The following is a 24,472-nucleotide window of genomic DNA, read 5'->3' as shown; positions in this document are numbered from 1 at the left end:
GAGTCATTTACGCTGATATCCATCTAATAAATAATTACAAACCAATCGCCCTTTTCAAATGAAAAGCTTGCACAGTTGGTGAAACCAAAAGACTAAGGCTTGCTCATGAAAAAATACTTATCTACTTCTAGGCTGAACCTTGCTACCAGCTCTTTAGACTGGGTAATGGGGATGACGATTAAGCAATCGCTCAGTTTAAAAGATGCCGTCGCATTAACTGATGTGACTAAGCTGACTGTGCCAGAAAAGCCCATCGAAACACTTTATATTCATATTCCTTTTTGCCATACCCTTTGCCGTTTTTGTTCATTTCACAAAATTAAATTTAATGAAGGTGTCGCCAAGGCTTATTTTAAGGCGTTAAGACAAGAAATTCGCATGGTGATAGCCCAAGGTTATCGCTTTAATCGGGTATACATTGGTGGCGGGACGACAACCATATTAGAAGATGAGTTGATTAAAACCATCGAGATGATTAAGTCTATTACCACGGTACGAGAAGTGTCCTGTGAAAGTGACCCAATTTATTTCAAAGAAGGTAATCCACATTTACTCAAAGGCTTGGTTGACCGCATGTCGATTGGGGTGCAAAGCTTTGATGATAAAATTCTAAAAGCCAGTGGCCGATTTGAAAAATTCGGCAGTGGTTTGCAACAAGCTGAATACGTTAGCCGTGCCATTGAAGTGATCCCCACAGTTAACTTGGACATGATGTATGGCTTTAAGATGCAAACGCCAGAGACTGTTGCCAGTGATTTAGCTCAAACCATTCGCTTAAGCCCAGATCAAATCACCACTTACCCTTTAACCGTTGGCATAGGCCAAAATCGCAAGAAAGCAGGTTGTTTAGCAGGTAGTCCTGAAGAATTATGGCCACAGTTTTTAGCGGTAAAAGAAGCAATGGCTGAACGTTACATCATGGAGTTCCCGTGGACATTCAGCCGTAACTTTGGTCAGCCAGTAGAAAATAAATACGTTTTAGATGGCGAAGATTGCTTTGGCGTTGGCTCAGGTGCTTTTGGTCGTTTTGGTGAACAGTTTAGAATTTCAAGTTTTGATATTCCTGACTATATTAGCCGAATCGAATCAGGGCAAACAGGTACCTGTTATACCAAACCATTAGAAGCCAAAGCCCTATTACAACATCACTTAATGATGATGATGGGTCACGGCACACTGGACAATCAGCAGTTTAAAGCCCATACAGGCAAAACACTTTGGCAAGCTTTTCCACTGGAAATGAGTTATCTGATTTCCGCTGGGGCTTTGACTAAGAAAGGCAATAATTACCAGACCACGGTTGGAGGTCAATTTATTGCACTGAAAATGTTCTCAGGCTTTTTGGCTGGTATGGATTACTTACGTGAACAAGCACGAGACTTGCCTTTAACCATGGCTGTTGATGAATCTGCAGAAAACAAATCTGATGAGTCTCCTATCTTTACAGGATAAGTCGTCACAAATAAGCTCAAGCTTGGTTTAACTGCTTATTAAGTTAAACCAATACAGAAAACATAACCCGCTTTTTATAAAGCGGGTTCTTTTTATAAAGCAGAGTGTTTTTATAATGCTAGTTGCTGTTTTATATCCCTATCAACCTGGTGGTCATGTTATTTCGTTATTGCTCAGATAATAGAAAATCAATTGCCTGAACTAATTTAGGTGAGTCTGGATCTGATATTCGCGTCACCCAAACCACTTGTCCTTGTCGATTAATAAACACAGTCGTTGGAGTACCTGTTACACCATAACGTTTTGCAACCTTGTCACCATTTATCAAGGTTGTCATGTCGATGCCTCGCTCCTTTAACACCTTCGCTGGCATTGCACCTTTATCTTCATTGAAGCTAATCGCCACCATTTCAAGATCAGATTCACTATTCGCTAACCTTAATCGTTCAAGCCCTGGTTGAAGCTTTTTACAATAAGGGCACCAAGTGGCCCAAAAATGAATCACAACCGGTTTACCCGCTTGCTCAGCCAATGACCATTCATTGCCTTGGGCATCATTGAGTATAAATGCTTCAGCTTGAGGAAAATGATGTTCATCAGTTAGTGTCTCATCTGCCCGCGCAGCAGTTGAAAAAAGCAACATTAACAAGCTCAGTAAAGTAAAGGTCATTACCTCCGCTGCAATTTCACGATACCGTCTGTTTAAAATCAGTCTGTTTGAAATCGGGCTATTTAAAATCAGTCTGTTTAAAATAAGTCCATTTAAACTCTGTCCGTTTAAGGTCAGTCCGTTGATAGGTTTCATAAGCATTCAATCCTATTAATAAAGTCGACAATCAGCGATAAGCATTCGCACTTGAATATTAAGACCGACTAAAACACCTTTTTTATTCAGGGCAGCTTACTGCTAAACGAGAACACAGCTCGCCAGTTTTTCAGCGGCTTGTTAAGTGACTGATTTAGATTAGTGTTTATGCATGTTTGAAAATAAGAATTCGACGTTAAGAACGTTTTACAAACAGGATTAATCACGTTAGTTTGGTATAAAACAAAAAAAACAAAATGGATTATTGGGGAATATCTATGCAAAAATTAACCCATTGGTTAAATCAAGGCCGTTTTCATAAACATGCCTTTAAACCACACTTTGAAAATAACATTTTTGTCAGACACGAGGGCGATAAGTCCAAACCAGCATTATTACTGATCCACGGATTCCCCACTTGCAGTTATGATTGGCAACCAATTTGGGATAGCTTAAGCCCACACTTTTATCTGATTACCTTAGATATGATTGGTTTTGGTTATTCCGATAAGCCGACAGACTTCCCTTATTCTTTTGCTGCTCAAGCTAATTTAATCGAAGATGTACTTACGTCATTAGATATTAATCAAGTTCATATTTTATCCCATGATTACGGTAATACCGTCACTCAAGAATTATTGGCAAGAAACAATGATGCTAAGCAAAAGCAAGCGTCGCCTTGCTTTGAAATATTAAGCTGTTTATTACTAAATGGCGGCATTTTCCCCGAAGTGATTCATCCAATTCTCATCCAAAAACTGTTACTAAGCCCCATAGGTTTTATTGTGGCTAAAGGCATGGGTTATGACGCTTTCAAACGTAATTTCGACAATATCTGTTGTATTAACATTGACGATATTGAACTGAGAAAATATTGGCAACTGATCCAACATAACCAAGGCGACCGTATCTTTCACAAGCTGATCCAATACATGAAAGAACGGGTTGAACATCGTGATCGCTGGGTCGTCGCATTGCAACAATATAAACAACCCATGCGTTTTATTAATGGTTTAGAAGATCCTATTTCAGGGCATGACATGCTTAAACGCTACCAAGAGCTGATAACCGATGCAGATACCATCAGCCTTAACGGCGTGGGACATTACCCACAAGTTGAAGCGCCAGAGCAAGTTCTTGAACATGCATTCTCGTTCTGGAAAAGCCATAAAATAATGACTTAAAGCCTACATTTACCTAGCTAAAACATCGCTTAAAAATAAAGCTGAGTTTTTACTCGAAATTGGTTAAGGTAGTTTATCGCCTAACAAATAAGCGAAATTGCACAGTAAATAATAAGCAAAAGGTTCAGCTGTCTGCCCATGTATTTGCACAGCTGAACCGACACGATAAACAGTTATGGAGTCTGTTAACCTTGCTTCGCTAGTATCGGCAGTTTGACAGATAGCAAACAACAAAGGACCGTATTATGCCGATTTATCAAGCTCCCCTTCGCGACTATCAATTCATCCTATCTGAGTTACTCAATATTTATCAGCAAACTGATCTTAAAGGTTTTGATGAAGTCGACCCTGAACTTACCGATGCCATTTTACAAGGCGTGGCTGACTTCACCACCGATATCATGTTGCCGCTTAATGCCTCTGGTGATCTTGAAGGTTGTAAGCTTGAAGACGGAAAAGTGATAACACCAAAGGGGTTTAAAGCCGCATATCAGCAATACATTGATGATGGTTGGGCAACCCTTACCTGTGACCCTGAATACGGCGGTCAAGGCTTACCCGAAGTGATTGGCACCTTTGCCACCGAAATGAAAACCGCCACCAATATGGCATTTGCCATGTACCCGGGATTAACCCATGGTGCTTACTCAGCGATTCATGTTCATGGCAGCGATAAACTTAAACAAAAGTATTTAGAAAAACTCGTCAGTGGTGAATGGACTGGCACAATGAACTTAACTGAGTCTCATGCAGGGACAGATCTAGCCTTACTGCGCACTAAAGCTAAACCTCTTGGCGATGACACGTTTGCGATTAGCGGCGAGAAAATATTTATCTCATCAGGGGATCACGACTTAGCTGAAAACATCATTCACTTAGTGTTAGCAAAATTACCTGATGCCCCTGAAGGCGTCAAAGGTATCTCATTATTCGCGGTGCCTAAATTTATGGTCAACGATGACGGTTCTTTAGGCAAAGAAAACAGCTTAAGTGCCACCGCACTTGAGCATAAAATGGGCATTCATGGTAACTCAACCTGCGTGATGTTATTTGATGGCGCTGTAGGTGAATTAGTCGGTGCGCCTCATCAAGGTTTAAAAGCCATGTTTACTATGATGAATCAAGCCAGACTCGGCGTGGGTATTCAAGGGTTAGGTGTTTCAGATATTGCCTACCAAAATGCATTGGTGTACGCCAAAGACCGAGTCCAAGGCCGCGCATTATCTGGGATAAAACATGCCGACCAAGCAGCGGATCCTATCCTGGTTCATGGTGATGTTCGCCGCATGTTGTTGTCGCAAAAGTCATTCAATGAAGCAACCCGAGCATTAATGGGCCAGCAAGCATTGTGGTTAGATACCGCTGAGCGCCACTCCGATCCTGTCAAAGCCAAACAAGCGTCTGCGCTTGCGGCATTATTTACGCCTATCGTTAAAGGTTTTGTCACCGACCAAGGCTTTAAAGCCTGTGTTGATGCGCAGCAAATTTATGGTGGTCATGGCTACATCAATGAATGGGGCATGGAGCAATTTGTCCGCGATATTCGTATTGCCATGCTTTATGAAGGCACTAACGGCGTTCAAGCTTTAGATTTAGTGGGTCGTAAATTGTTATCTGATAAAGGGGCGACATTAAGCCTTTGGTCAGACATGGTGAAACAGTTTATTGGTGAGCACAGCGCTAATGACGCGATGAAGCCGTACATTGCAGGGCTAATGGATGCTGCTGCAGATTTAGAAAAAGCCACTGGCTTTATTGCAAAATCAGCCGCCACCAATCCAGACATGATTGGTGCAGCTTCGATGCCTTATATGCAATTATTTGGTATCTCGGCTCTCGCTTGGATGTGGGCACGTATTGCAGCCACCTCTCTTGCAGCCATTGAAGCTGGAACTGATGAACAGGCTTTTTATCAAGCTAAGTTGAACACTGCCAGCTTTTACATGAACTATTGGGGTTGTCAGACACGTAGCTTACGTAAGCAAGTGGAAATGAGCAGCGCAAATATTGCAGCCTTTGATGACAATGACTTTTAAGCGGTGCTATTAAACCGCATTAACTCTGCAACCAAAAAACAAAAACAGCGCCAATAGGCGCTGTTTTATGATCATAACGATGATTGATAATTTATCTAGGAATGAAAGTCGCTTGCTTATAATAAAGTTTAATCATTTTTAAACTCACTTTGGAAAGAAGTGAGTTGGCTAACTCCGCACTAAGCGGACTAAAATAGTGGGTTATAATGTGTAGCGAAGCGAAACCTAAACCACTGTTTTAGTTCTTTTTAAGTGCCTTGTTAGTTTTTCTTAGGCTTACACTTCTTTGTTTTTAACCAGACAGGATCAACATCTATTTTAGCAAGAGATATATTGTAATTAAGTGCCCTTAAGGTTTTTAAAGAGTTCTTTAAGGTTACCTTTGAAAAAAATGGTAATTCTTTAGGTATAGTTTTTTTAGTAGCAATGCCATAAACCACATTGTAATCATTCGGGTTTGGTCTAAGTTGTGGGTTTTGTAGTTTAATCGAATTAGGCAATTTCGGATTTAATTTTTCTCTATAATCTATATCTTTAATAAACGCCTCAGCTGCCACAAACCCTTGTGAAAATAAATGACTTAATGTACTTGAACTACGATAAAGCTTCACATGAACAAATTCGTTCCCATTTCTAATCAGATCACAATGCTCTAATTTATCGTAAACTCCACCTATTTGAATATTTTTCTTATCCATCAGACAAAAGCCGTTTTCAGTTTTAGAGACATGCTCATTGTAATCACCTTCGTCATCATGAGAATAAACAGGGAACTTAAAAGGGTGAACATCAAGGTCGCTAAGGTAATCATCAACTGCGGATACAAAATCACGATTTATTTTATACCATACACCATTTCTCAATATGTAATTATCTGAACCAAAAGTAATTTCAGCATATAAACACCTGTAAACAGGCCAGCTTTTTACTGATTGATATTCACTATTATTTACGTGAACCATATTACTCTTCATGATATCAATCGTAGGAGAAATACCATTTAAGTAGTTGATAAAATCATCAAACGACAGAGTTACATGTCGAAGTGTTTTTTGGTACATATCAAACGAGTATCCAACTTGGCTTTCCCAGTCGACAATTTCAGGTTCACCTAGCCAAAAGTGATCATAAACTTTATTATCTAAATATTGCTCTAACTCCATATCAAGTAGTTCAATCTCATCAAAATCCCTAACCCGATTAATGTTTTCTACCCAACTAAATTTTGCAGGAAGTTTGGAACGATACTTATTGATTGCTTTTAATAATATTTTAGGGATATCTGACAACTCAGTTTCGACTGCAATTGTAAGAGCATCACGGCCTGTTACGTTACTTCCGAATTCTTCAACTAAAGACGTTCCAGTTACTGCATAAAGCATTTCCATTTCAGAATCTAAATGAAGATTAAATATATCGACATCAATAGTACTTTGAGTTCTAGAGTTTAAAGGGTTATGGTCGTAGCTGGCTTTATCTAAACTTCTTAATTTATCTGGGTCGACTGAGTTTAATGTAACTTTTAACCCAAAATCTCTTTCTATAGCTTCTGATTTTAAAAGGTGAAAGCCCGTACCAAAAGATAGTATAAAAGTCGCGCCAGAAACACTTACAACAAAAACAGCGCCTACACTTGAGGACATACCAAATTCAGAAATATCTACTTGATTCTCTGAAGTGAATAATTTAGACCACGGAGGTGCACTTTTAGGTGGTTGCTTTTTTATATATAGCCGAGAAAATTCCGTTTCAGGCAAGTCCATTTCAATTGGAGGTTTAGCGTTCTCCAGTTTAATCACGTCTGAATCAATACTATAACCATCTCTCATTAAGTAAATGGATAATTTCTCTTTTCTTACTTTGATTTTTTTTGCCATAAATCCTTCTCGGCACCATTTTGAAAAACTAACAGCTTATTAGCGAGAATTCCGATAAACACCCCTAGGCTACTTACCAACACTCAATCACTTTTCAGCTTAATTTATTAATAGTTTTAATAACTTAACAGCCATCAAAATTTAAATCAATCGACTAAATACTGGATAAAACCGAGAATTGAGATAACTGATAATTATCTGGGGCGTTATGTAAACTTCTTTTAAGCCAAAACGCTAACTTTTCAATGATATAGGATTGTTTGATTGGTAAACCCGAGAATTTTTTATTAGTTTTTATTGGCAAGGTTGTCTTATATCACTACTTCAATCTAATCCATTGCCTGCCGCAGGCTTATGTGCAGATACAACTGCGAGACGCTGCGAGTACGTCCATGTAAGCTCTGCCAAAACATCCATGTTTTGGAAGGTCTTGAACGTATCTACACTGGGTTTATTGTCTCTTCGATTTGACTGCATTGGTGATAATTTAAAGAGCTAAAGCTAGTAGATCTTGCATTTAAAAGACTCAATTTGAGTTGAGGACGTTGAAGAAAATAGCGTGAGGCTGACAGGACGTCAGGCTAGCTTTCGAGGTGCAGGGATGCACCATAGGAAGCGCTAGCACTTTCGAATAAGTCAGAAGTTAGCATCAAACGAAGTTAAAAGCTGGATGATTCTCCGTTGGAAATTTTGCTGTTTAAATTTCGCCGGAGCTGCGGGGTGTTCTAAGAGGGAGTCGCAGTTCACTCCCTTTTAGTCTGGTGTGGGCGAAGCGCCACGACTTTGATTTTTTAAACGATAATTTCAAAATTTGAAACAAGTTTTCGGGCAAAAACGTTTTACGATAACTTCATTTATATTGGCTCAGTTACAGCAGACCATTACTTCAATTTAATCCATTGCCTGCCGCAGGCTTTTGTGCAGATACATCCAAGACACGCCGTAAACACATCCCTGTGGGCTCTGCGAAAACATCCATGTTTTCGAAGGTCTTGAACGTATCTACACTGGGTTTATTGTCTCTTCGATTTGACTACATTGGTGATAATTTAAAGAGCTAAAGCTAGTAGATCTTGCATTTAAAAGACTCCATTTGAATTGAGGACGTTGAAGAAAATAGCGTGAGCCTGACAGGACGTCAGGCTAGCTTTCGTCGGTGCAGGGATGCACTATCGGAAGCGTTAGCATTTTCGAATAAGTCAGAAGTTAGCATCAAACGAAGTTTAAAGCTGGATTGATTCTCCGTTGGAAATTTTGCTGTTTAAATTTCGCCGGAGCTGCGGGGTGTTCTAAGAGGGAGTCGCAGTTCACTCCCTTTTAGTCTGGTGTGGGCGAAGCGCCACGACTTTGATTTTGATTCTATTCAAATCTAGAAATCATTAGCTAACTAAAGCTGCTAACAAGTTTTGGGGCAGGAATGTGTTACTCCTAACCCGTTTTTGTTTGCAAAAATGGGTTTTAACTTCTCATTTCATCAAATACTGTTATCAACAGTATTAATCCCAAATGAACTCACGGAAATGCTTACGACATACTGACTCATAGCTTTCGTTGCCACCAATCGCCACTTGCTCGCCTTCACGCATTGGTTTGCCATTGCCATCAAGACGCACCACCATGTTGGCTTTACGGCCACAATGACAAATGGTTTTTAACTCAACCAATTTATCAGCCCATGCTAATAGGTATTGGCTGCCACTAAACAGCTCGCCCTGGAAATCAGTTTTAAGGCCATAACACAGTACTGGAATATCTAAATTATCCACCACGTGAGTTAATTGCTTCACTTGTTCTTTACTTAAAAACTGCGATTCATCAATTAAAATACAATGCAGCTTTTGGGTTTCAAGCTCAGTTTCAATCATCTTAGATAAGTTATCTTCAGCGCCAAAAACTTGCGCTTCAGTTTCAATCCCTATTCTTGAGGCGACTTTTCCCACACCATAACGATCATCGATTGACGCTGTCATGACTAGCGTATTCATTCCGCGTTCACGGTAGTTATAAGATGATTGTAGAAGTGATGTTGATTTGCCAGCATTCATAGCCGAATAATAGAAATAGAGTTGTGCCAAAACAGAAGATCCTTATTGTTATAATCGCCGTTATTCTATCATCGAATCGACTTTTAAATAAGCCGATTACAGATTTAATAGCGTGAAGCTGTTAACAGGTTTGCTGGCAAATTACTGAGGCTATAACAATTAGCAAGTAAGGCGTGACAACCGTAAACCTCGCATACATTAACAAAATTTACATTCTGCAATAAATTAGATCACAGTTTTACGCGCTGTTAAGTCCATAACAATTACAGGCATCACAAAACCCAACATTCTTCATATACGATTAAGAAACAATTGATAAATTGCATAAACAATTATAATTAAGGAAGTAGAAAGTCGATGCATAAAACAATTGTCGCAGTAGCCATTGCTACTACCCTCGCTTTAGGCGGTTGCAGTTACAACAATTCAAACAACTCAATTGAAACAGCAACACAAGAGGCTGCAGTGCAACAGAATCCACTATTACAAGCCAGTGTTTTACAGTATCAGGCACCTGACTTTAGCCAGCTTAAAGATGAGCATTATCTGCCAGCCCTTGAACTCGGTATGGCGCAGCATTACCAACAAATTTTGGATATTGCCGCTAACCCTGCAGCCGCCACGTTTGAGAATACCATTGCAGCAATGGAAAAAAGTGGCGCTTTACTAACCCGTACCTCGAGTATTTTCTATAACCTTACAGGTTCAAATAGCAACCCAGAGCTGCGTAAAGTACAAGGTATTATGGCGCCTAAAATGGCTGCCCACTCAGATAACATCAACCTGAACCCTGAGCTGTTTGCCCGTATTCAAACCATTTACGATAACCGCTTGACCATGTCGCTGACTGATGAAGAAGTCCGTTTAGTTGAAGTCTATCATCAGCGTTTTGTACTGGCGGGTGCGAAACTAACTGAAGCAGAAAAGCAGCAAATCCGTGAGTTAAATGAAGAGCAATCAACCCTCACCAATGAATTTGCTCAAAGGCTATTAAGACTAAGTAAAGAAATTGCTGTAACTGTGGACGATGAGGGTCAACTTGCAGGCTTATCAACATCAGCAATCGCTGCAGCAAAAGCGGATGCCGCAGCTGCGGGATTTGACGGCCAATACTTACTTAACATCACCAATACCACTCGTCAGCCAGTATTGGCGCAGTTAGATAATCGAGCATTACGTCAGCAAGTATGGGAAGCATCTGCTAACCGTGGCTTAACAGGCGAAAATGAAACGGCTTCATTAGTGGCACGTTTAGCACAGCTTCGGGCTAAAAAAGCCAAACTATTAGGTTTCGACACTTGGTCTGACTACCGCTTGGCGCCGCAAATGGCAAAAACACCTGAAGCGGTCTATGACATGTTCGGCTCTATGGTGCCTGCGGTCGTTGAAAATACCCAAAAAGAAGCTGCAGACATTCAAGCGATGATTAACAAAACCGGCGGCGACTTTACTCTAGCGCCATGGGACTGGGCTTATTACGCTGAGCTAGTGCGTAAAGAAAAATTTGACTTAGATTCAGCATCAATCAAGCCTTACTTTGAATTTAATCGCGTACTTGAAGATGGGGTTTTCTTTACCTTACAAGAGCTTTACGGCGTAACGCTTAAGCCGCGCCCAGACTTACCTGTTTATCATCCTGATGTAAAAGCTTACGAGATGTTTGATGAAGACGGGTCAAGCATGGCTATCTTCTACGCTGATTACTTTGCCCGTGAAGGCAAACGTGGCGGCGCATGGATGAGCTCTTTTGTTGGCCAGTCAGAGCTATTAAATCAAAAGCCTGTCGTCGTAAACGTGATGAACATTAAAAAGGCGCCTGAAGGCCAGCCAACGTTTGTGAGCTACGATGAAGCCACGACTATGTTCCATGAAATGGGCCACGGTACTCATGGTATGTTCTCAAAAGTGAAATACCCTTCACTAGCTGGAACTTCTGTTTCACGTGACTTTGTAGAATTCCCGTCAACCTTTGAGGAAGACTGGGCCGCACATCCCAAAGTACTTGCTAATTACGCCAAGCATTATGATACGGGTAAACCTATCCCTGATGACTTGCTGCAAAAACTATTAGCGTCACGAAGCTTTAACCAAGGCTTCGATACGTTAGAGTATATGTCTGCAGCTCTGCTTGACCTAGAATGGCATGCACTGGACGCTGATGCTCCTTTACAGAACGTTGAGCAATTCGAAGCCAATGCATTGAAAAAACACGGCGTTGATTTGCCTGCAGTGCCGCCACGTTACCGCTCAACCTACTTTGCGCATGCATTCCCTGGCGGTTACTCAGCAAGTTATTACGCTTATATGTGGAGTGAAATTCTTGCCGCTGATGCTTTTGCTTACGTGCAAACTCAAGGTGGTTTAAATCGCGAAATAGGCATGAAGTTTAGAAAAACGATTCGTGAAGTGGGCAACAGCGTACCACCAATGGAAGCGTATCAAAACTTTAGAGGCCAAGCCCCAACCACTGAAGGGTTACTTGAGCGTCGCGGCTTAAATTAATTAGCCTAACGTATACAGTAAATACAAAAATGCCACTCTATTGAGTGGCATTTTTTATATTTGAAAATAAAAACCAGTCGTTACTTAGTTGCTATTTTAAGCCCTAATACTGCCAGTACAAATAACACTGAACAAGTAATAAAGCCCATTGCTACAGAGCCAGTAAAACCAAGCACTGTGTAACCGACAATACTGATAACAGCGACAATCAAGGCATACGGTAATTGCGTCATTACGTGGTCTAAGTGATGACAGCTCGCACCCGTTGACGACAAGATGGTGGTATCCGAGATTGGTGAACAATGGTCACCGAATACTGCACCAGATAATACTGCGGCTAACATTGGTAACATCATTGTGCTGTCACTGCCCATCGCCATATCAGCAGCGATTGGCAACATGATACCGAACGTTCCCCAGCTTGTGCCGGTTGAGAAAGCGGTTAAACCAGCAAGCAAGAATAATACTGCAGGTAATAATGCAAACGGGATATTACCAGTAGCAAGGCTTGCCATGTACTTACCTGTTTCAAGCTCACCAATCACTGATGCGATGGTCCAAGCAAATAACAAGATGTAGATAGCGGGTAGCATTGATTTCGCGCCGACCTTAAGGCCAGTAAACATCATGCTAGCATTGATTTTTTGTTGAATTGTCAGTAGTACCGTCACAACTAAGCCCACAAGTGACCCGTAAAATAATGACTCACTCACTTCAGTGTTTTCAAAAGCACCTAGTACGCTAAACTTTAGGTCTTCACTTGCTAGTGCATCCGCACCAGTTGCAACCATAAAGTAAATCGTCGCTGCCACCAAAACAAAAATTGGTAGGAATAGACCTAGAATTTTACCCGTATCCGCTTCTGGTAAATCAGCCGTTGCACCTGGTGGTAAGCCTTTGCTTTCGTCAAACAATTCGCCTTTTTGCGCATTACGTTCATGTTGACGCATTGGGCCAATATCTAAGCCAAAGATAGCCACACAAAGTAATAGCAATAAAGCGAAAGTGGCGTAGAAATTCATCGGCACCATTTGTAAAAAGACGCTTAGGTGTCCAGTGTCAGCAAAGCCATGTGCCGTTAAAATACCGCCGATTAATGCGATGATATATGCACCCCAGCTAGAAACGGGTGAGATAACACAAACTGGCGCAGCTGTTGAATCGAGCAAATAGGCTAACTTAGCGCGAGAAATATGATAACGGTCGGTAATAGGACGTGCGATTGAGCCAACAACAATGCTGTTGAAGTAGTCATCAATAAACACCACACAACCTAAGAACATCGTCATCAGTTTGGCATCACGCTTATTACGAATACGTTGATGTGCCCAATCGGCAAAAGCGCGAGCTGAACCACTGACTGTGATTAACGCGGTGATCATCCCAAGTACCACTAAGAAGCCGATGATCTGTAAATTCCACGCGTTTAGCGCGCCATCATCCCATACTAGACTGGTTACAGTGCTAAAGAGGTGACTTGCTGCAGTACCTATTGAAAAGTCGCTTAAAAGCACCACACCGGCAAGAATACCTAAGCCAAGTGAAAGAAGCACTTTACGTGTGACCACTGCAAGAATAATTGCCACAACAGGAGGCAAAAGCGAAAGTGCCGAATCGGCGTAACTTGTTATCATCATTTTTATAATTTCTTCGTTGAGTACGAATGGAGGATAACTGATAAGGCAAGACAACGCAGAAAGCGAAGACAAGGATCTTTTCAGTAGCACTCCACAGTAATATCGATATCAACATCGATATCCATTGTTTTATCCTCACGGATAAAAATTACTATGACAGTGCAGCCCCTTTCGGAAACTGCCCCAGCAAACGGTTTTGATATAACCAGTTCGCTTCGGCACCAAATCCTTTCCGTTTAAGTTATTGGTATCACCCAACGTAAACTTACTGATATTTGATGCGCCTCTACTTATGTATTCAGCACAGTGAGAGCCTTATTTGAAGCTCTCTGCCGATACACGTCACTATACAAACATAAGCGCGAGGTTAATTGCCAGATAAAAGTAGCTTATCTTGTGAGAAATAACATCACAATCAAAAAACGCCACAGCGGCTTATCAAGGGTGTAACGATTTATTAGCAAGCGTTGTTTTATCCATCAATATCACCATTTCAAGGGATGTTTGACCAAATAGGAGGGGTAATACTATTTTCAGACCTGATTAAGCTGTACTGCTCTGCGAGATAATTTTTGTTTGATAAAATCAACGGACTTAATACTCAAACTTAATTTATGATGCTATTTAACGCTAGACAGTGCTTGCGTGTGTGTATGTGTGTGTCTGTGTGTCTGTGTGTCTGTGTGTCTGTGTGTCTGTCTGTATAGATGCGTGACAAGTCATAATCAATAAGTAAATGCCTTGAAAGTATTGCTATTGAATAACAATCATAAACTAATCCCCCCATTAGTTTATGATTGTGTTTCACCTAACAGGTCACTCCCTTTAAAAAGTTAAAGCATCAGATTATGCATTATCAATATAGGCCGAACCGAGATATTTAGGCTAAAGGCTTAATTATTAATACCTTAATTATTGAGTTTAATTATTAAGACTTTAAAAGCCATATAAACTTGTAAAAATGAATAAATATGCAAATAAAAACAAATCAATGGCTGGGTTATTCACAACGGTAATAAATATCTAAGGCTGAAATGACTAATCTAAAACAAAAATGTAGCTACTGACTAATTTACTCTTGTCTAACTTGAGTTTACTGCCACGCATGGCGATTTTACTGGCTATAAAACAAAAAAGGTTTTTGCCAATATGACAAAAACCTTCCTAAAATGCATAAAACTTACTGTTTAAACCAGCCTATAAATAATAGGTAAAATACTGATTATAATAAATTAGTAAGTTCTGGAATCGCATCAAACAAATCAGCTTCAAGACCATAGTCTGCGACTTGGAATATAGGCGCTTCAGGATCTTTGTTAATCGCGACAATCACTTTTGAATCTTTCATGCCCGCTAAATGCTGAATCGCACCAGAAATACCCACAGCGATATATAAGTCAGGCGCAACAATTTTACCTGTTTGACCCACTTGTAAATCATTCGGTACAAAACCTGCGTCTACTGCAGCACGTGATGCACCGACAGCAGCGGTCATTTTGTCAGCAAGCGCTTCAAGAATGGCAAAATTCTCTCCACTGCCCATACCACGGCCACCAGAAACAATCACACCAGCGCTACCTAACTCAGGACGCTCTGATTCAGTCAATGTTTGCGATACAAACACAGTCTTAGCTTCGGCGACAAAATCTACCGCCACAGCTTCTGCAGTGCCTTCGTTGCCCACTGCATCAAATGCACTCGTGCGCACAGTTAACACTTTCTTGTCATCTAAACTTTGTACTGTTGCTAAAGCAGAGCCAGCATAGATAGGACGAACAAATGTGTCTGCACTAACAACTTCAATCACTTCTGAAATTTGTGCGACGTCCAATAACGCAGCCACGCGAGGTAAAGTATCTTTACCAACACTTGTCGCAGCGGCCACGACGTAGTCGTAATCGCCAGCAAGCTTAAGCACGAGTTCAGATAAATTTTCAGCCATTTGTGCTTCATATGCAGCTGCATCAGCCACTAAAACCTTACTGACGCCAGTTAATGCTTGCGCAGCAGTAACAGCTGCAGCACATGCACTGCCAGCCACTAATACATGAACATCACCGCCAATGGCTGTCGCAGCGCTAACTACTTTTGCTGTGTCTAATTTTAAACTTGCATTGTCGTGCTCTGCTAATACTAAAATGGCCATAATTAGATCACCTTCGCTTCATTTTTTAACTTTTCAACTAGCTCAGCTACTGAACTCACCATGATGCCAGCTTGACGTTCAGCAGGAGGCGTCACTTTAACAATAGTTTGGTGTGCTTTTAAGCTAACACCTAAATCATCAATCGAAAGCGTCTCAAGCGGCTTACGCTTCGCCTTCATAATATTAGGCAGTGAAGCGTAACGAGGTTCATTTAAACGTAAATCAGCTGTCACAACCGCTGGTAATGGCATTTTAAGGGTCTGTAAACCGCCATCGACTTCACGTGTTACTTCTGCGCCGTCTGCACTCAATTTAAGTTCTGATGCAAACGTGGCTTGAGGCATTTGGGTTAATGCAGCAAGCATTTGGCCAGTTTGGTTGTTGTCGCCATCGATAGATTGCTTACCAAAAATCACTAAATCTGCTTGTTCTTTTTCTTGCACCGCTTTAAGAATTTTAGCAATTGATAAAGGCACTAGCTCTTCATCCGTTTGCACATGAATAGCGCGATCAGCACCAAGTGCCATAGAGGTACGTAGCTGTTCTTGCACAGCTTTAGCTCCAATACTCACCACCACGACTTCAGTCGCACTTCCCGCTTCTTTTAATCGAACTGCTTCTTCAACAGCAATTTCACAAAATGGGTTTAACGCCATTTTTAAATTAGCAGTATCAACATTTGTGTTATCAGCCTTTACTCTGACTTTCACATTGGCATCGACTACGCGCTTTACAGGCACCAATACTTTCATGGGATTTCCTTCTACACCTTCAATGTATGTGGATGGCACATTGGCTATCACCAATGCAATATGGCACAACTTTACGTCCTGTTAACGTTAACGTCAACCAAAGTCAAACACTTGTTTATATCTTTTTTTGTTAACTTGGTCGGTATAAATAAGTTGTATTAAGCATTTATTTATTTATCAGGCGGGGTATTTGCGTTTTTTTATTTAAAATTTGTTCATTTAAGGATTTTTTATTTGATCCAATCAAATTTAGTTTCTATTATTAAAGGCGATTCAAGTAACCGTGTTTTTCTACTATTATTTTGTTTTAACATTTTAAATAGTCAAATCAATTTACACTCTCGTTTGATAACAATTAAACAATCTAGAGTTTTGGTAAGTATTATTTAATAGCCACAGAATTACTTGAGATACTTATTAATTAAAATCATTAGGATGCACATTGATATGAGTGACTTTTTAGAAATTTTAACACATGGTCGTCGTTTTAAAGCTGCTGTAAAAGAGTTATCACTAGAAGATTTACGTGAACTTTCAGTTAAGTTAGAAAAGATTATCACTGAAAGAGAAGAAGACGAAAAAGCTGAATTAGAAGCGAATGCTGAACGTAATGAACGTATAGCCGAAATATTAGCTCAAATTGAAAACAGTGGTTTATCAATTGAAGACTTAGGCGAAATTACTGCTAAGCCAGCACCTAAAAAGCGTGCCCCTCGTCCGGCTAAATACCAAATTGAAGTTGATGGTGAATTAATTCAGTGGACTGGCCAAGGTCGTATGCCAACGGTATTTAAAAACCAAATTGATGCAGGCAAGAAAATGGAAGACTTTTTAATTCCTGGTATGGAATAAAAGTTCACCTTTTTGAAATTAAAGAGCTTACTTCGGTAGGCTCTTTTGTTATCTGCATAAGCCTTTATCAAGTATTTCCACAATCCTGTAAGCCATGTAAACTGTAGGCAATATAGACTCCTCTTTAATGCTCTAAATAAATTAGGCCGTATTATGAACACTTCTCAAACGATTGCGTTAATCACCCTCTTCTCTACTGTACTTTTATCAGCATGTTCAAGTAATTACACCTTTAATAGTAATTTAGATGGTGAAGCTATCGATGAATACTTTAAGCCGACAAGTGTTGAATTGTATATTGACGGTGCAAGCCCCAAAGGCCCCTATGAAATCGTTGGCTTAGTTGAAGGTGAATCTTGTCAAGAAACAGAATCAGGTGTGCCAGCTAATATTGCAGATGCACGCACCCAAGCACGTAAAAAAGCAGTCGAACTAGGCGCGAATGGCTTAATAGTGAAAAAGTGTCTATTAACAGAACAAAAGACCAATACTTGTTATACCCAAGCATTTTGTGTCGGCCAGGCGATTAAAACAGCCACAGCTCAATAACCTTTAAATATATTAGTTATATAAATGAATAAATATTCTGAACAGTCTTTTAATTCTCAAATTGAAGCTGTTGCAATATGTCGTACCCCGTACAAACAAAAGTTTGGAATACCGCGACAACCTGGACTAGTCAATGTTCGTGGCTGGGTTGAGCTTGCTCCCCATGTTAATAACATCGATGCTGTGAGAGGTATTGAGCAATATTCTCACTTATGGCTACTTTTTTGTTTTCACCAAAATTTAGCTCAAGGTTGGAAAAATACGGTTAGGCCACCCAGACTAGGTGGCAATGAAAAGCTAGGGGTATTTGCCACTCGCTCAACGTTTAGGCCAAACGGCATTGGTCAGTCAGTGGTTAAATTACACAATGTTGTGCAACGAAATGGCAAAGTATGTTTAGAAATATCGGGGATGGATTTATTAGACGGTACGCCAATCATTGATATTAAACCTTATATTCCTTTTTCTGATGCTATTGATAATGCCAGTGGTGGTATTGCGCAATCTGCACCACAATTAATTGACGTACAGTTTAGTCAATTAGCTGAAAACCAATTGGCTGAATATTCGAACGAAAATAAAGTGGCTGATTTAAAACAAGTGGTGAATGATGTTTTAGCTCAAGACCCTCGCCCTGCTTATAAAAAATCTAAAGCTGATGCTAAGATATATCAAGTGGCTTTATATGATATCGATATTTTTTGGCACCTTAATAATGACAAAATTGAAGTGATAGAGATTAAACCCACTTCGGTTTGTTAGCTATGGTTTCTCCCTTACAAACAAGCAAGTATTACTCTTCCATCATTATTTAATATAAGCCCATAACCATGACTCAAGATAAACCTGATTATCAAGCACAACATAAAAAGCGTTTGTCTTGGATGCCTTGGCTTTATTTTTCATTAAAAGAAAAACACTTAATCTGGGCTAAGCCTTGGCAAGATGATATTCAGCAGCATTTATCTTCAGTTGAAACCGTCCATATCGGTGAGCAGTGTTTCATCGCACCTGAAGCAAGGATATTTGCTGAGCGTGGCCGAGATATCCGTATCGGCGACCAATGTATGATTGCTGCTGATGTGTTTTTACATGGCCCTATCACCATGGGCAAAGAAGTCGCCATTAATCATGGTTGCTCGTTTGATGGCGGTAGAGTGGGTATTACCATTGGAGACAGAACCCGCATTGCCAATAATGTCACTATATATGCCTTTAATCATGGCATGTCGGTAGATTCGCCTATATACCAACAACCTGTGACAGCCAAAGGGATTACCATTGGTGAAGATGTTTGGGTTGGCGCACAAGCGGGTATTGTCGATGGAGTGAATATCGGTAACCAAGCCGTCGTCGGTATGGGCAGCATAGTGACAAAAGATGTACCAGATTTTGCCATTGTTGCAGGAAACCCTGCCAAAATCATTGGTGACAGGCGCGATAAATAACAGAAGCCCTCTAAGACTTATTACACTTACTCAAGGATAAATAAAGTAAGGTTAATTCGCTTATCATCTGCGTTATATTCTTTGTTTACATGTATTAATATTTGACGGCATGCCCTAAACCCCATGGCCAAATATATAACTAGATTAATAACTTAGCTTTCTCCCAACACGAGTCAACAAACGCTCGCTATTGTGGCACTGACCACTCCCTTTTTCGCCAACCGATAATAAAGCTTTATACAGTTCAATTATCTGGTGACAACATCGTGGCAAGTGCTAAAATGTCGCCCATTAATAGTTACTAAGTGGACAATGGGAATGCGAGTTAGCAATTACCTGCTTTCAACACAAAAAGAAACCCCTGCAAATGCAGAGGTTGCCAGTCATCAATTAATGCTGCGCGCAGGTTTTATCCGTCGTAATGCATCAGGTCTTTATTCATGGTTACCGAGCGGCCTACGTGTTTTACGTAAGGTTGAAGCGATTATTCGTGAAGAAATGGACAAAGCAGGTGCAATTGAAATCTTAATGCCTTTGGTTCAACCCGCTGATCTTTGGGTTGAAACTGGCCGTTGGGAAAAATTTGGCCCTGAATTGTTACGCTTCCAAGATCGTCACAATCGCGATTTTGTACTTGGCCCAACCCATGAAGAAGTGATTACTGACTTAGTGCGTAAAGAAGTGAGCTCATACAAGCAGCTTCCTTTAAGCCTTTATCAAGTACAAACTAAATTCCGTGATGAAGTTCGTCCACGTTTCGGTGTAATGCGTGCCCGTGAATTCTTGATGAAAGATGCATACTCTTTCCATTTAAACCAAGAATGTATGGATAAGACTTACGCAGCGATGCATGAAGCTTATAACAATATCTTCAAGCGTATGGGCTTAGCTTTCCGCTCTGTGATTGCTGATACTGGCTCAATTGGTGGTGATACTTCGCATGAGTTCCACGTACTAGCTAACAGTGGTGAAGATTTAATTGCTTACTCAACGGGTAGTGATTATGCCGCTAACATTGAAAAAGCAGAATCTCCTGAGCCTACTGCGACTTTAGCAGCGCCATCTCAAGAAATGAATCTAGTTGATACACCCAATGCTAAAACCATCGCTGAGTTAGTTGAGCAATTTAACATCGATATCACTAAAACAGTGAAAACATTGATTGTTAAAGGCGCCACTGAAGAAGCACCTTTAGTAGCATTGATTGTTCGTGGCGATCATGAGCTGAATGAATTAAAAGCTGAAAAGCATGAGCTTGTGCTTTCTCCATTCGAGTTCGCTAGCGATGAAGAAATCAAAGACGTTATCGGTGCAGGCCCTGGTTCTTTAGGCCCTGTTGGTCTTGAAATGCCAATTATCATCGATAAAGATGTTGCGGTAATCAATGACTTTAGTGCTGGTGCTAACCAAGAAGGTAAACACTTCTTCGGCATTAACTGGGAACGTGATTTACCAATGGCTCAAGCCATGGATATCCGTAACGTAGTTGAAGGTGAAGCGACACCTGATGGCCAAGGGGTTTATGCCTTTGCACGTGGTATCGAAGTCGGTCACATCTTCCAGTTAGGCACTAACTACTCAGAAGCGATGGGCGCAACCGTACTCGATGAAAACGGTAAATCTAAAGTCATGATGATGGGCTGTTATGGCGCAGGTGTTAGCCGTATCGTTGCCGCTGCGATTGAGCAAAACCATGATGAACGCGGGATGATGTTACCAGAAACATTGGCTCCGTTTACCGTCGGCATTTTACCGATGAACATGCACAAGTCTCATCGCGTAAAAGAAATGGCTGAACAGCTTTATAAAGATTTAGCTGCTGAAGGCATCGAGATATTACTCGACGATCGTAAAGAGCGTCCTGGTGTGATGTTCAACGACATGGAACTAGTGGGTTTACCACACGTCGTCGTGATTGGTGATCGCAATATCGATGCTGGCGTGTTTGAGTACAAAAACCGCCGCACCGGTGAGAAGCAAGATATCCCATTCGATCAAATTGTTGATTTCATCAAGTCTTCAATCAAAAGCTAATTGATTTGGCGATAATTAAAAACGCACCTTTTGGTGCGTTTTTTTATGCCTAAGCATTTATCGCATCCAATATCCTTTCAATATTTATGCTTAAATTATCGTTCTATTACTCGTCGAACCAGATATTATTAACCATACTGATATCATGGCGTTAGTCATAAGAAAGGAGATCTTAGTTGTCAGAGTCAATTGCACTTGTTTTAGGCGGTGGTGGCGCTAGAGCGGCCTATCAAATTGGGGTATTAAAAGCCCTAGTTCAACTGTATCCGAGAAATCATCATATTCCGTTTGAAATAATCAGTGGCACGTCTGCTGGTGCAATTAATGCGACTTCATTAGCCACTCACGCTTCATGTTTTCATCTTGGAGTCAAAAAGTTAGATTGGGTTTGGCGTCATTTTGAAACGAAGAAGGTCTATCGTTCTTCATTTTGGGGCGTATTTAAACATCTATGTAAAATGGCGCTTAAAGGCTTGCAAAGCGACAAAATGAACACTGATGCTGGCAGCTTATTAGATAACGCGCCACTGCGCGGTCTGTTGAACCAGCTAATTGATTTTCAACGTATTGAACGCAATATTGGTAGTGGTGCATTAAAAGCCATTAGTTTAGATGCTTCAAGCTATAACGACTCACACTCCTATAGCTTCTTTCAAGCCAATAATACTGTGAGTGACTGGAAACGAGCGAGAAGACAAGGAAACCGCTGCACGTTAACTACAGATCACTTAATGGCAACGTCAGCAATACCATTAGTATTTCCTTCGATTAAATTAAACCAAGCCTACTTTGGTGATGGCTCTGTGCATCAACTATCTCCTTTATCAAGTCCTATTCATTTAGGCGCTGACAAAATTATGGTGATCAATCTCGATAGTCCTCATCAACAACATCATAATGAGATTGATGCTCACCCTAAAACTGCCACCATTGCAGGTCATTTGCTCGATACCATTTTCTCCGATACCTTAAACAGTGACTTAGAGCGATTAGAGCGAATTAACTCAACATTAGCTTTGATACCTGAAAATAATGCTAAACAAATCCATTTACGTAAAATCGATACCTTAGTGATTAAACCCAGTGAAGATTTGAGTGAAATTGCAGCACGATATTTTAAAGAATTACCTATTGCTATCAGAATTTTACTTAAGTTTTTTGGGGTTGATTGTGAAACAGACTCTAGTGTCGTGTCATATTTATTATTTGAAAAAGCCTACACGAGTGCTTTAATTGATTTAGGCTATCAAGACGCAATGACGCAGATTGATACCATAAAGCAGTTTTTTAATATCGAACACTAAGTTCATTTTCGCTGATGATTAACTTTGACTTATTTAATGATGTAAACGGTGACTTATTTAATGATGTAAACGATGACCTTGTGTCATTTGCAGTTTGACAAGGAATATGAAACCACGGAAAAATTAAAGGAATAGATATGAACGCAATAAGGATAATTGCAGTAATCGCCATGCTAATGGCCATTTCAATATTAACAGCATGCTCTGACTCTCAGTTGAGCTTTGACCCCGATCCTACTAAAGGCAGCTTACATACAGTCAATTGGCCTGGCGTATATCAAGGTACTTTCCCCTGCCCAAGCTGCGATGGTATGAAAACGACCCTCACACTCATCCCACCAAATCAATATACAATCTCCACTGAGCACTTGGGCCAAGACCCGCTACCATTTAACAATAGTGGGCTATTCCATTGGGATAAAACTGGCAACGTCATCTACTTAGATAGAGGCCAGATATACCATGTGGTCGAAGAGAAAATGTTCTTACTCAATGTAGAAAGTGAACGCATACGTGGTGAAAATGAAGAAAAATATATCGTCAATAAGATTGCCGAGCTACCTAGTCGCCCCGCCATCAGCAGTGACTTTATTCCAGCTTCATCTTTAGTAAGAGATTGAACAAAAAAATTCACCGTCATAGGTGATTTTTTTTGCTTTCGTTACAAATTCAAATTAGGTAAAAATGAGTTTGTATTCAACGTGAATACAAGTCATCACTGAGTATAACCAATCAGGTTTTTAGTGATTATTAATCAGTTTAAGAAACACCTTGGAAAGACAAATGTCTCAATACTACAAATTTGATATCGACGACATCCTTTGGGATAACGAAGTTGACGAAAAACCAAAAGCGAAGAAACTCAAACAACGCAGAAAAGATACTAAGCGTCGTTACGCAGATGATTATGCAGAATTGGATTTTGAAGTAAATCAGTACAATTAAGTGTTTATACTTATTCGATTAAAAGCAAGTTGCTAGGCAACTTGCTTTTTTGTATGTGCTGTTTCTAAAAGCCTGTCATTGATAATATAAATATCGCGATTAACCAGCAGGTCTGACTCAGTTCTGCTAATTAAAAGCGTGAAGTTCCGCCAATGTAAAAACCATCCTCGAATGATCTGTTTGACTGGTTATCATACTTAAACTTCAGATTACGGTAACCGATGAAGATTGCCATGTTAGGGTTAAAATCATACTGTACTTTTGCACCTAATTCGGTGTAACCATCAACATCTGAAAATGATAATACAGACGGAGCATAATAAGCATCGCCATGAATCGATATCTTATTGCCTAAAGCCAATGAATAATGACCACCAACAGAAATAACGCTGCCATCAGGATTATCATCAAACCAAACTGAGGTCCATTTAGGACCAATTTCAATCGTATGAGCACCAGTCTGATGAGTCATATGCATAGCAAATTCTGCAAGCTGACCTTTTTTATCAGAATAGATATAACCCGCTTCAAGATTGCTATGAGGGTTTATATTGGCCTTTAGATTAGCTGACACGACATGTTCACTTAAACCAATAGTGATTTCGCTCGCTGTTACGCTTAAAGGTAACGTACTCGCAGCTAACGATGCCGCTAAGATAATTTTTTTCATTTGATAAACTCAGTCTTAAAGTCTTATTTTGCAGGGATTATACTGGCCAAATCCCGTTAGTCTTTAAAAATCAGTTGTATCGTTCAGGCTTCGCGCAATACACACACAAAGTTAAAACACATGGACAACAAAAAAAGGAATTTTGTTAATGATTGATACCCATTCACGATGAATTACGTATTCATTAGAGCGGGACTCATCGTGAGTGTGTAAATGAGAAAGTGAGAAAGTGAG

The 24,472-nt window shown here is 40.3% G+C and carries 19 protein-coding genes and 1 riboswitch; of the genes, 12 read left to right on the top strand and 7 right to left on the bottom strand.

Annotation, left to right across the window (positions count from 1 at the left end):
* Positions 1-105 precede the first annotated feature (105 nt).
* On the top strand, positions 106-1,452 hold the full coding sequence (locus tag BCU84_RS14660) for a coproporphyrinogen III oxidase family protein (protein ID WP_102528818.1): 1,347 nt from the start codon (positions 106-108) through the stop codon (positions 1,450-1,452).
* 166 nt (positions 1,453-1,618) lie between these two features.
* Here BCU84_RS14660 and BCU84_RS14655 read toward each other — a convergent pair whose 3' ends face one another.
* A complete protein-coding gene (locus BCU84_RS14655) occupies positions 1,619-2,257 on the bottom strand; it encodes a TlpA disulfide reductase family protein (protein WP_241906444.1) in 639 nt (212 codons plus the stop codon).
* Between the two features lie 278 nt (positions 2,258-2,535).
* On the opposite strand from BCU84_RS14655, the gene BCU84_RS14650 reads away from it, so the two are divergent.
* Both BCU84_RS14650 and BCU84_RS14645 read left to right on the top strand, forming a co-directional pair.
* The gene (locus tag BCU84_RS14650; RefSeq protein WP_157936227.1) at positions 2,536-3,441 is read left to right on the top strand and encodes an alpha/beta hydrolase; all 906 of its coding nucleotides are present in this window, start codon (positions 2,536-2,538) and stop codon (positions 3,439-3,441) included.
* A gap of 245 nt (positions 3,442-3,686) precedes the next feature.
* Entirely contained in the window at positions 3,687-5,477 is a 1,791-nt protein-coding gene (locus BCU84_RS14645; protein ID WP_102528816.1) for an acyl-CoA dehydrogenase C-terminal domain-containing protein, read from the top strand.
* A 260-nt stretch (positions 5,478-5,737) separates the two neighbouring features.
* Here the strand turns inward: BCU84_RS14645 and BCU84_RS14640 are convergent, their stop codons facing one another.
* Together BCU84_RS14640 and BCU84_RS14635 are read right to left on the bottom strand one after the other, a co-directional pair.
* Positions 5,738-7,354 carry a TIGR04141 family sporadically distributed protein gene (locus BCU84_RS14640; RefSeq protein WP_102528815.1) on the bottom strand — a complete coding sequence of 539 codons (1,617 nt, stop codon included), beginning with the start codon at positions 7,352-7,354 and terminating at the stop codon, positions 5,738-5,740.
* A 1,496-nt stretch (positions 7,355-8,850) separates the two neighbouring features.
* Positions 8,851-9,429: a thymidine kinase gene (locus BCU84_RS14635; RefSeq protein ID WP_102528814.1), complete on the bottom strand. Its 579-nt coding sequence runs from the start codon at positions 9,427-9,429 to the stop codon at positions 8,851-8,853.
* A 327-nt stretch (positions 9,430-9,756) separates the two neighbouring features.
* On the opposite strand from BCU84_RS14635, the gene BCU84_RS14630 reads away from it, so the two are divergent.
* Complete coding sequence (locus tag BCU84_RS14630; RefSeq protein WP_102528813.1) at positions 9,757-11,901, top strand: M3 family metallopeptidase; 2,145 nt, start codon at positions 9,757-9,759, stop codon at positions 11,899-11,901.
* An 80-nt stretch (positions 11,902-11,981) separates the two neighbouring features.
* Here the strand turns inward: BCU84_RS14630 and BCU84_RS14625 are convergent, their stop codons facing one another.
* From BCU84_RS14625 to BCU84_RS14615, 3 genes are all read right to left on the bottom strand, one after another.
* Complete coding sequence (locus BCU84_RS14625; protein ID WP_102528812.1) at positions 11,982-13,538, bottom strand: Na+/H+ antiporter NhaC family protein; 1,557 nt, start codon at positions 13,536-13,538, stop codon at positions 11,982-11,984.
* Positions 13,539-13,614: 76 nt separating this feature from the next.
* Positions 13,615-13,835: riboswitch (Lysine riboswitch) on the bottom strand.
* Positions 13,836-14,760: 925 nt separating this feature from the next.
* Positions 14,761-15,684, bottom strand: coding sequence for an FAD-binding protein (locus tag BCU84_RS14620; protein WP_102528811.1), 924 nt, complete (start codon positions 15,682-15,684; stop codon positions 14,761-14,763).
* Positions 15,685-15,686: 2 nt separating this feature from the next.
* On the bottom strand, positions 15,687-16,436 hold the full coding sequence (locus BCU84_RS14615) for an electron transfer flavoprotein subunit beta/FixA family protein (protein ID WP_102528810.1): 750 nt from the start codon (positions 16,434-16,436) through the stop codon (positions 15,687-15,689).
* Positions 16,437-16,883: 447 nt separating this feature from the next.
* Between BCU84_RS14615 and BCU84_RS14610 the strand changes: the two genes are divergently transcribed.
* From BCU84_RS14610 to BCU84_RS14575, 8 genes are all read left to right on the top strand, one after another.
* Complete coding sequence (locus BCU84_RS14610) at positions 16,884-17,288, top strand: H-NS family nucleoid-associated regulatory protein (RefSeq protein ID WP_102528809.1); 405 nt, start codon at positions 16,884-16,886, stop codon at positions 17,286-17,288.
* Positions 17,289-17,441: 153 nt separating this feature from the next.
* Positions 17,442-17,837, top strand: coding sequence for an Rcs stress response system protein RcsF (gene rcsF, locus BCU84_RS14605; protein ID WP_102528808.1), 396 nt, complete (start codon positions 17,442-17,444; stop codon positions 17,835-17,837).
* Between the two features lie 24 nt (positions 17,838-17,861).
* On the top strand, positions 17,862-18,599 hold the full coding sequence (tsaA, locus tag BCU84_RS14600) for a tRNA (N6-threonylcarbamoyladenosine(37)-N6)-methyltransferase TrmO (RefSeq protein ID WP_102528807.1): 738 nt from the start codon (positions 17,862-17,864) through the stop codon (positions 18,597-18,599).
* 68 nt (positions 18,600-18,667) lie between these two features.
* Positions 18,668-19,285 carry an acyltransferase gene (locus BCU84_RS14595; protein ID WP_102528806.1) on the top strand — a complete coding sequence of 206 codons (618 nt, stop codon included), beginning with the start codon at positions 18,668-18,670 and terminating at the stop codon, positions 19,283-19,285.
* A 318-nt stretch (positions 19,286-19,603) separates the two neighbouring features.
* On the top strand, positions 19,604-21,319 hold the full coding sequence (locus tag BCU84_RS14590; protein WP_102528805.1) for a proline--tRNA ligase: 1,716 nt from the start codon (positions 19,604-19,606) through the stop codon (positions 21,317-21,319).
* A 176-nt stretch (positions 21,320-21,495) separates the two neighbouring features.
* On the top strand, positions 21,496-22,623 hold the full coding sequence (locus BCU84_RS14585) for a patatin-like phospholipase family protein (RefSeq protein ID WP_102528804.1): 1,128 nt from the start codon (positions 21,496-21,498) through the stop codon (positions 22,621-22,623).
* Positions 22,624-22,760: 137 nt separating this feature from the next.
* On the top strand, positions 22,761-23,243 hold the full coding sequence (locus BCU84_RS14580; protein ID WP_102528803.1) for a copper resistance protein NlpE: 483 nt from the start codon (positions 22,761-22,763) through the stop codon (positions 23,241-23,243).
* A gap of 163 nt (positions 23,244-23,406) precedes the next feature.
* Entirely contained in the window at positions 23,407-23,568 is a 162-nt protein-coding gene (locus tag BCU84_RS14575) for a small highly charged protein (RefSeq protein WP_102528802.1), read from the top strand.
* A 130-nt stretch (positions 23,569-23,698) separates the two neighbouring features.
* Here the strand turns inward: BCU84_RS14575 and BCU84_RS14570 are convergent, their stop codons facing one another.
* Entirely contained in the window at positions 23,699-24,238 is a 540-nt protein-coding gene (locus tag BCU84_RS14570) for a YfaZ family outer membrane protein (RefSeq protein ID WP_102528801.1), read from the bottom strand.
* Positions 24,239-24,472 lie beyond the last annotated feature (234 nt).

Source organism: Shewanella sp. 10N.286.51.B7, from assembly GCF_002873615.1.
Lineage (GTDB): Bacteria > Pseudomonadota > Gammaproteobacteria > Enterobacterales > Shewanellaceae > Shewanella > Shewanella electrodiphila.
Note: the sequence above shows the minus strand (reverse complement) of the source record. Positions and strands in the feature narration are given on the sequence as shown.

Excerpts from the sequence above, each read along its gene's own strand:
- BCU84_RS14660 (WP_102528818.1), top strand. The coding sequence starts at position 106 with ATGAAAAAATACTTATCTACTTCTAGGCTGAACCTTGCTACCAGCTCT.
- BCU84_RS14655 (WP_241906444.1), bottom strand. The coding sequence starts at position 2,257 with ATGAAACCTATCAACGGACTGACCTTAAACGGACAGAGTTTAAATGGA.
- BCU84_RS14650 (WP_157936227.1), top strand. The coding sequence starts at position 2,536 with ATGCAAAAATTAACCCATTGGTTAAATCAAGGCCGTTTTCATAAACAT.
- BCU84_RS14645 (WP_102528816.1), top strand. The coding sequence starts at position 3,687 with ATGCCGATTTATCAAGCTCCCCTTCGCGACTATCAATTCATCCTATCT.
- BCU84_RS14640 (WP_102528815.1), bottom strand. The coding sequence starts at position 7,354 with ATGGCAAAAAAAATCAAAGTAAGAAAAGAGAAATTATCCATTTACTTA.
- BCU84_RS14630 (WP_102528813.1), top strand. The coding sequence starts at position 9,757 with ATGCATAAAACAATTGTCGCAGTAGCCATTGCTACTACCCTCGCTTTA.
- BCU84_RS14625 (WP_102528812.1), bottom strand. The coding sequence starts at position 13,538 with ATGATGATAACAAGTTACGCCGATTCGGCACTTTCGCTTTTGCCTCCT.
- BCU84_RS14620 (WP_102528811.1), bottom strand. The coding sequence starts at position 15,684 with ATGGCCATTTTAGTATTAGCAGAGCACGACAATGCAAGTTTAAAATTA.
- BCU84_RS14615 (WP_102528810.1), bottom strand. The coding sequence starts at position 16,436 with ATGAAAGTATTGGTGCCTGTAAAGCGCGTAGTCGATGCCAATGTGAAA.
- BCU84_RS14610 (WP_102528809.1), top strand. The coding sequence starts at position 16,884 with ATGAGTGACTTTTTAGAAATTTTAACACATGGTCGTCGTTTTAAAGCT.
- rcsF (WP_102528808.1), top strand. The coding sequence starts at position 17,442 with ATGAACACTTCTCAAACGATTGCGTTAATCACCCTCTTCTCTACTGTA.
- tsaA (WP_102528807.1), top strand. The coding sequence starts at position 17,862 with ATGAATAAATATTCTGAACAGTCTTTTAATTCTCAAATTGAAGCTGTT.
- BCU84_RS14595 (WP_102528806.1), top strand. The coding sequence starts at position 18,668 with ATGACTCAAGATAAACCTGATTATCAAGCACAACATAAAAAGCGTTTG.
- BCU84_RS14590 (WP_102528805.1), top strand. The coding sequence starts at position 19,604 with ATGCGAGTTAGCAATTACCTGCTTTCAACACAAAAAGAAACCCCTGCA.
- BCU84_RS14580 (WP_102528803.1), top strand. The coding sequence starts at position 22,761 with ATGAACGCAATAAGGATAATTGCAGTAATCGCCATGCTAATGGCCATT.
- BCU84_RS14575 (WP_102528802.1), top strand. The coding sequence starts at position 23,407 with ATGTCTCAATACTACAAATTTGATATCGACGACATCCTTTGGGATAAC.
- BCU84_RS14570 (WP_102528801.1), bottom strand. The coding sequence starts at position 24,238 with ATGAAAAAAATTATCTTAGCGGCATCGTTAGCTGCGAGTACGTTACCT.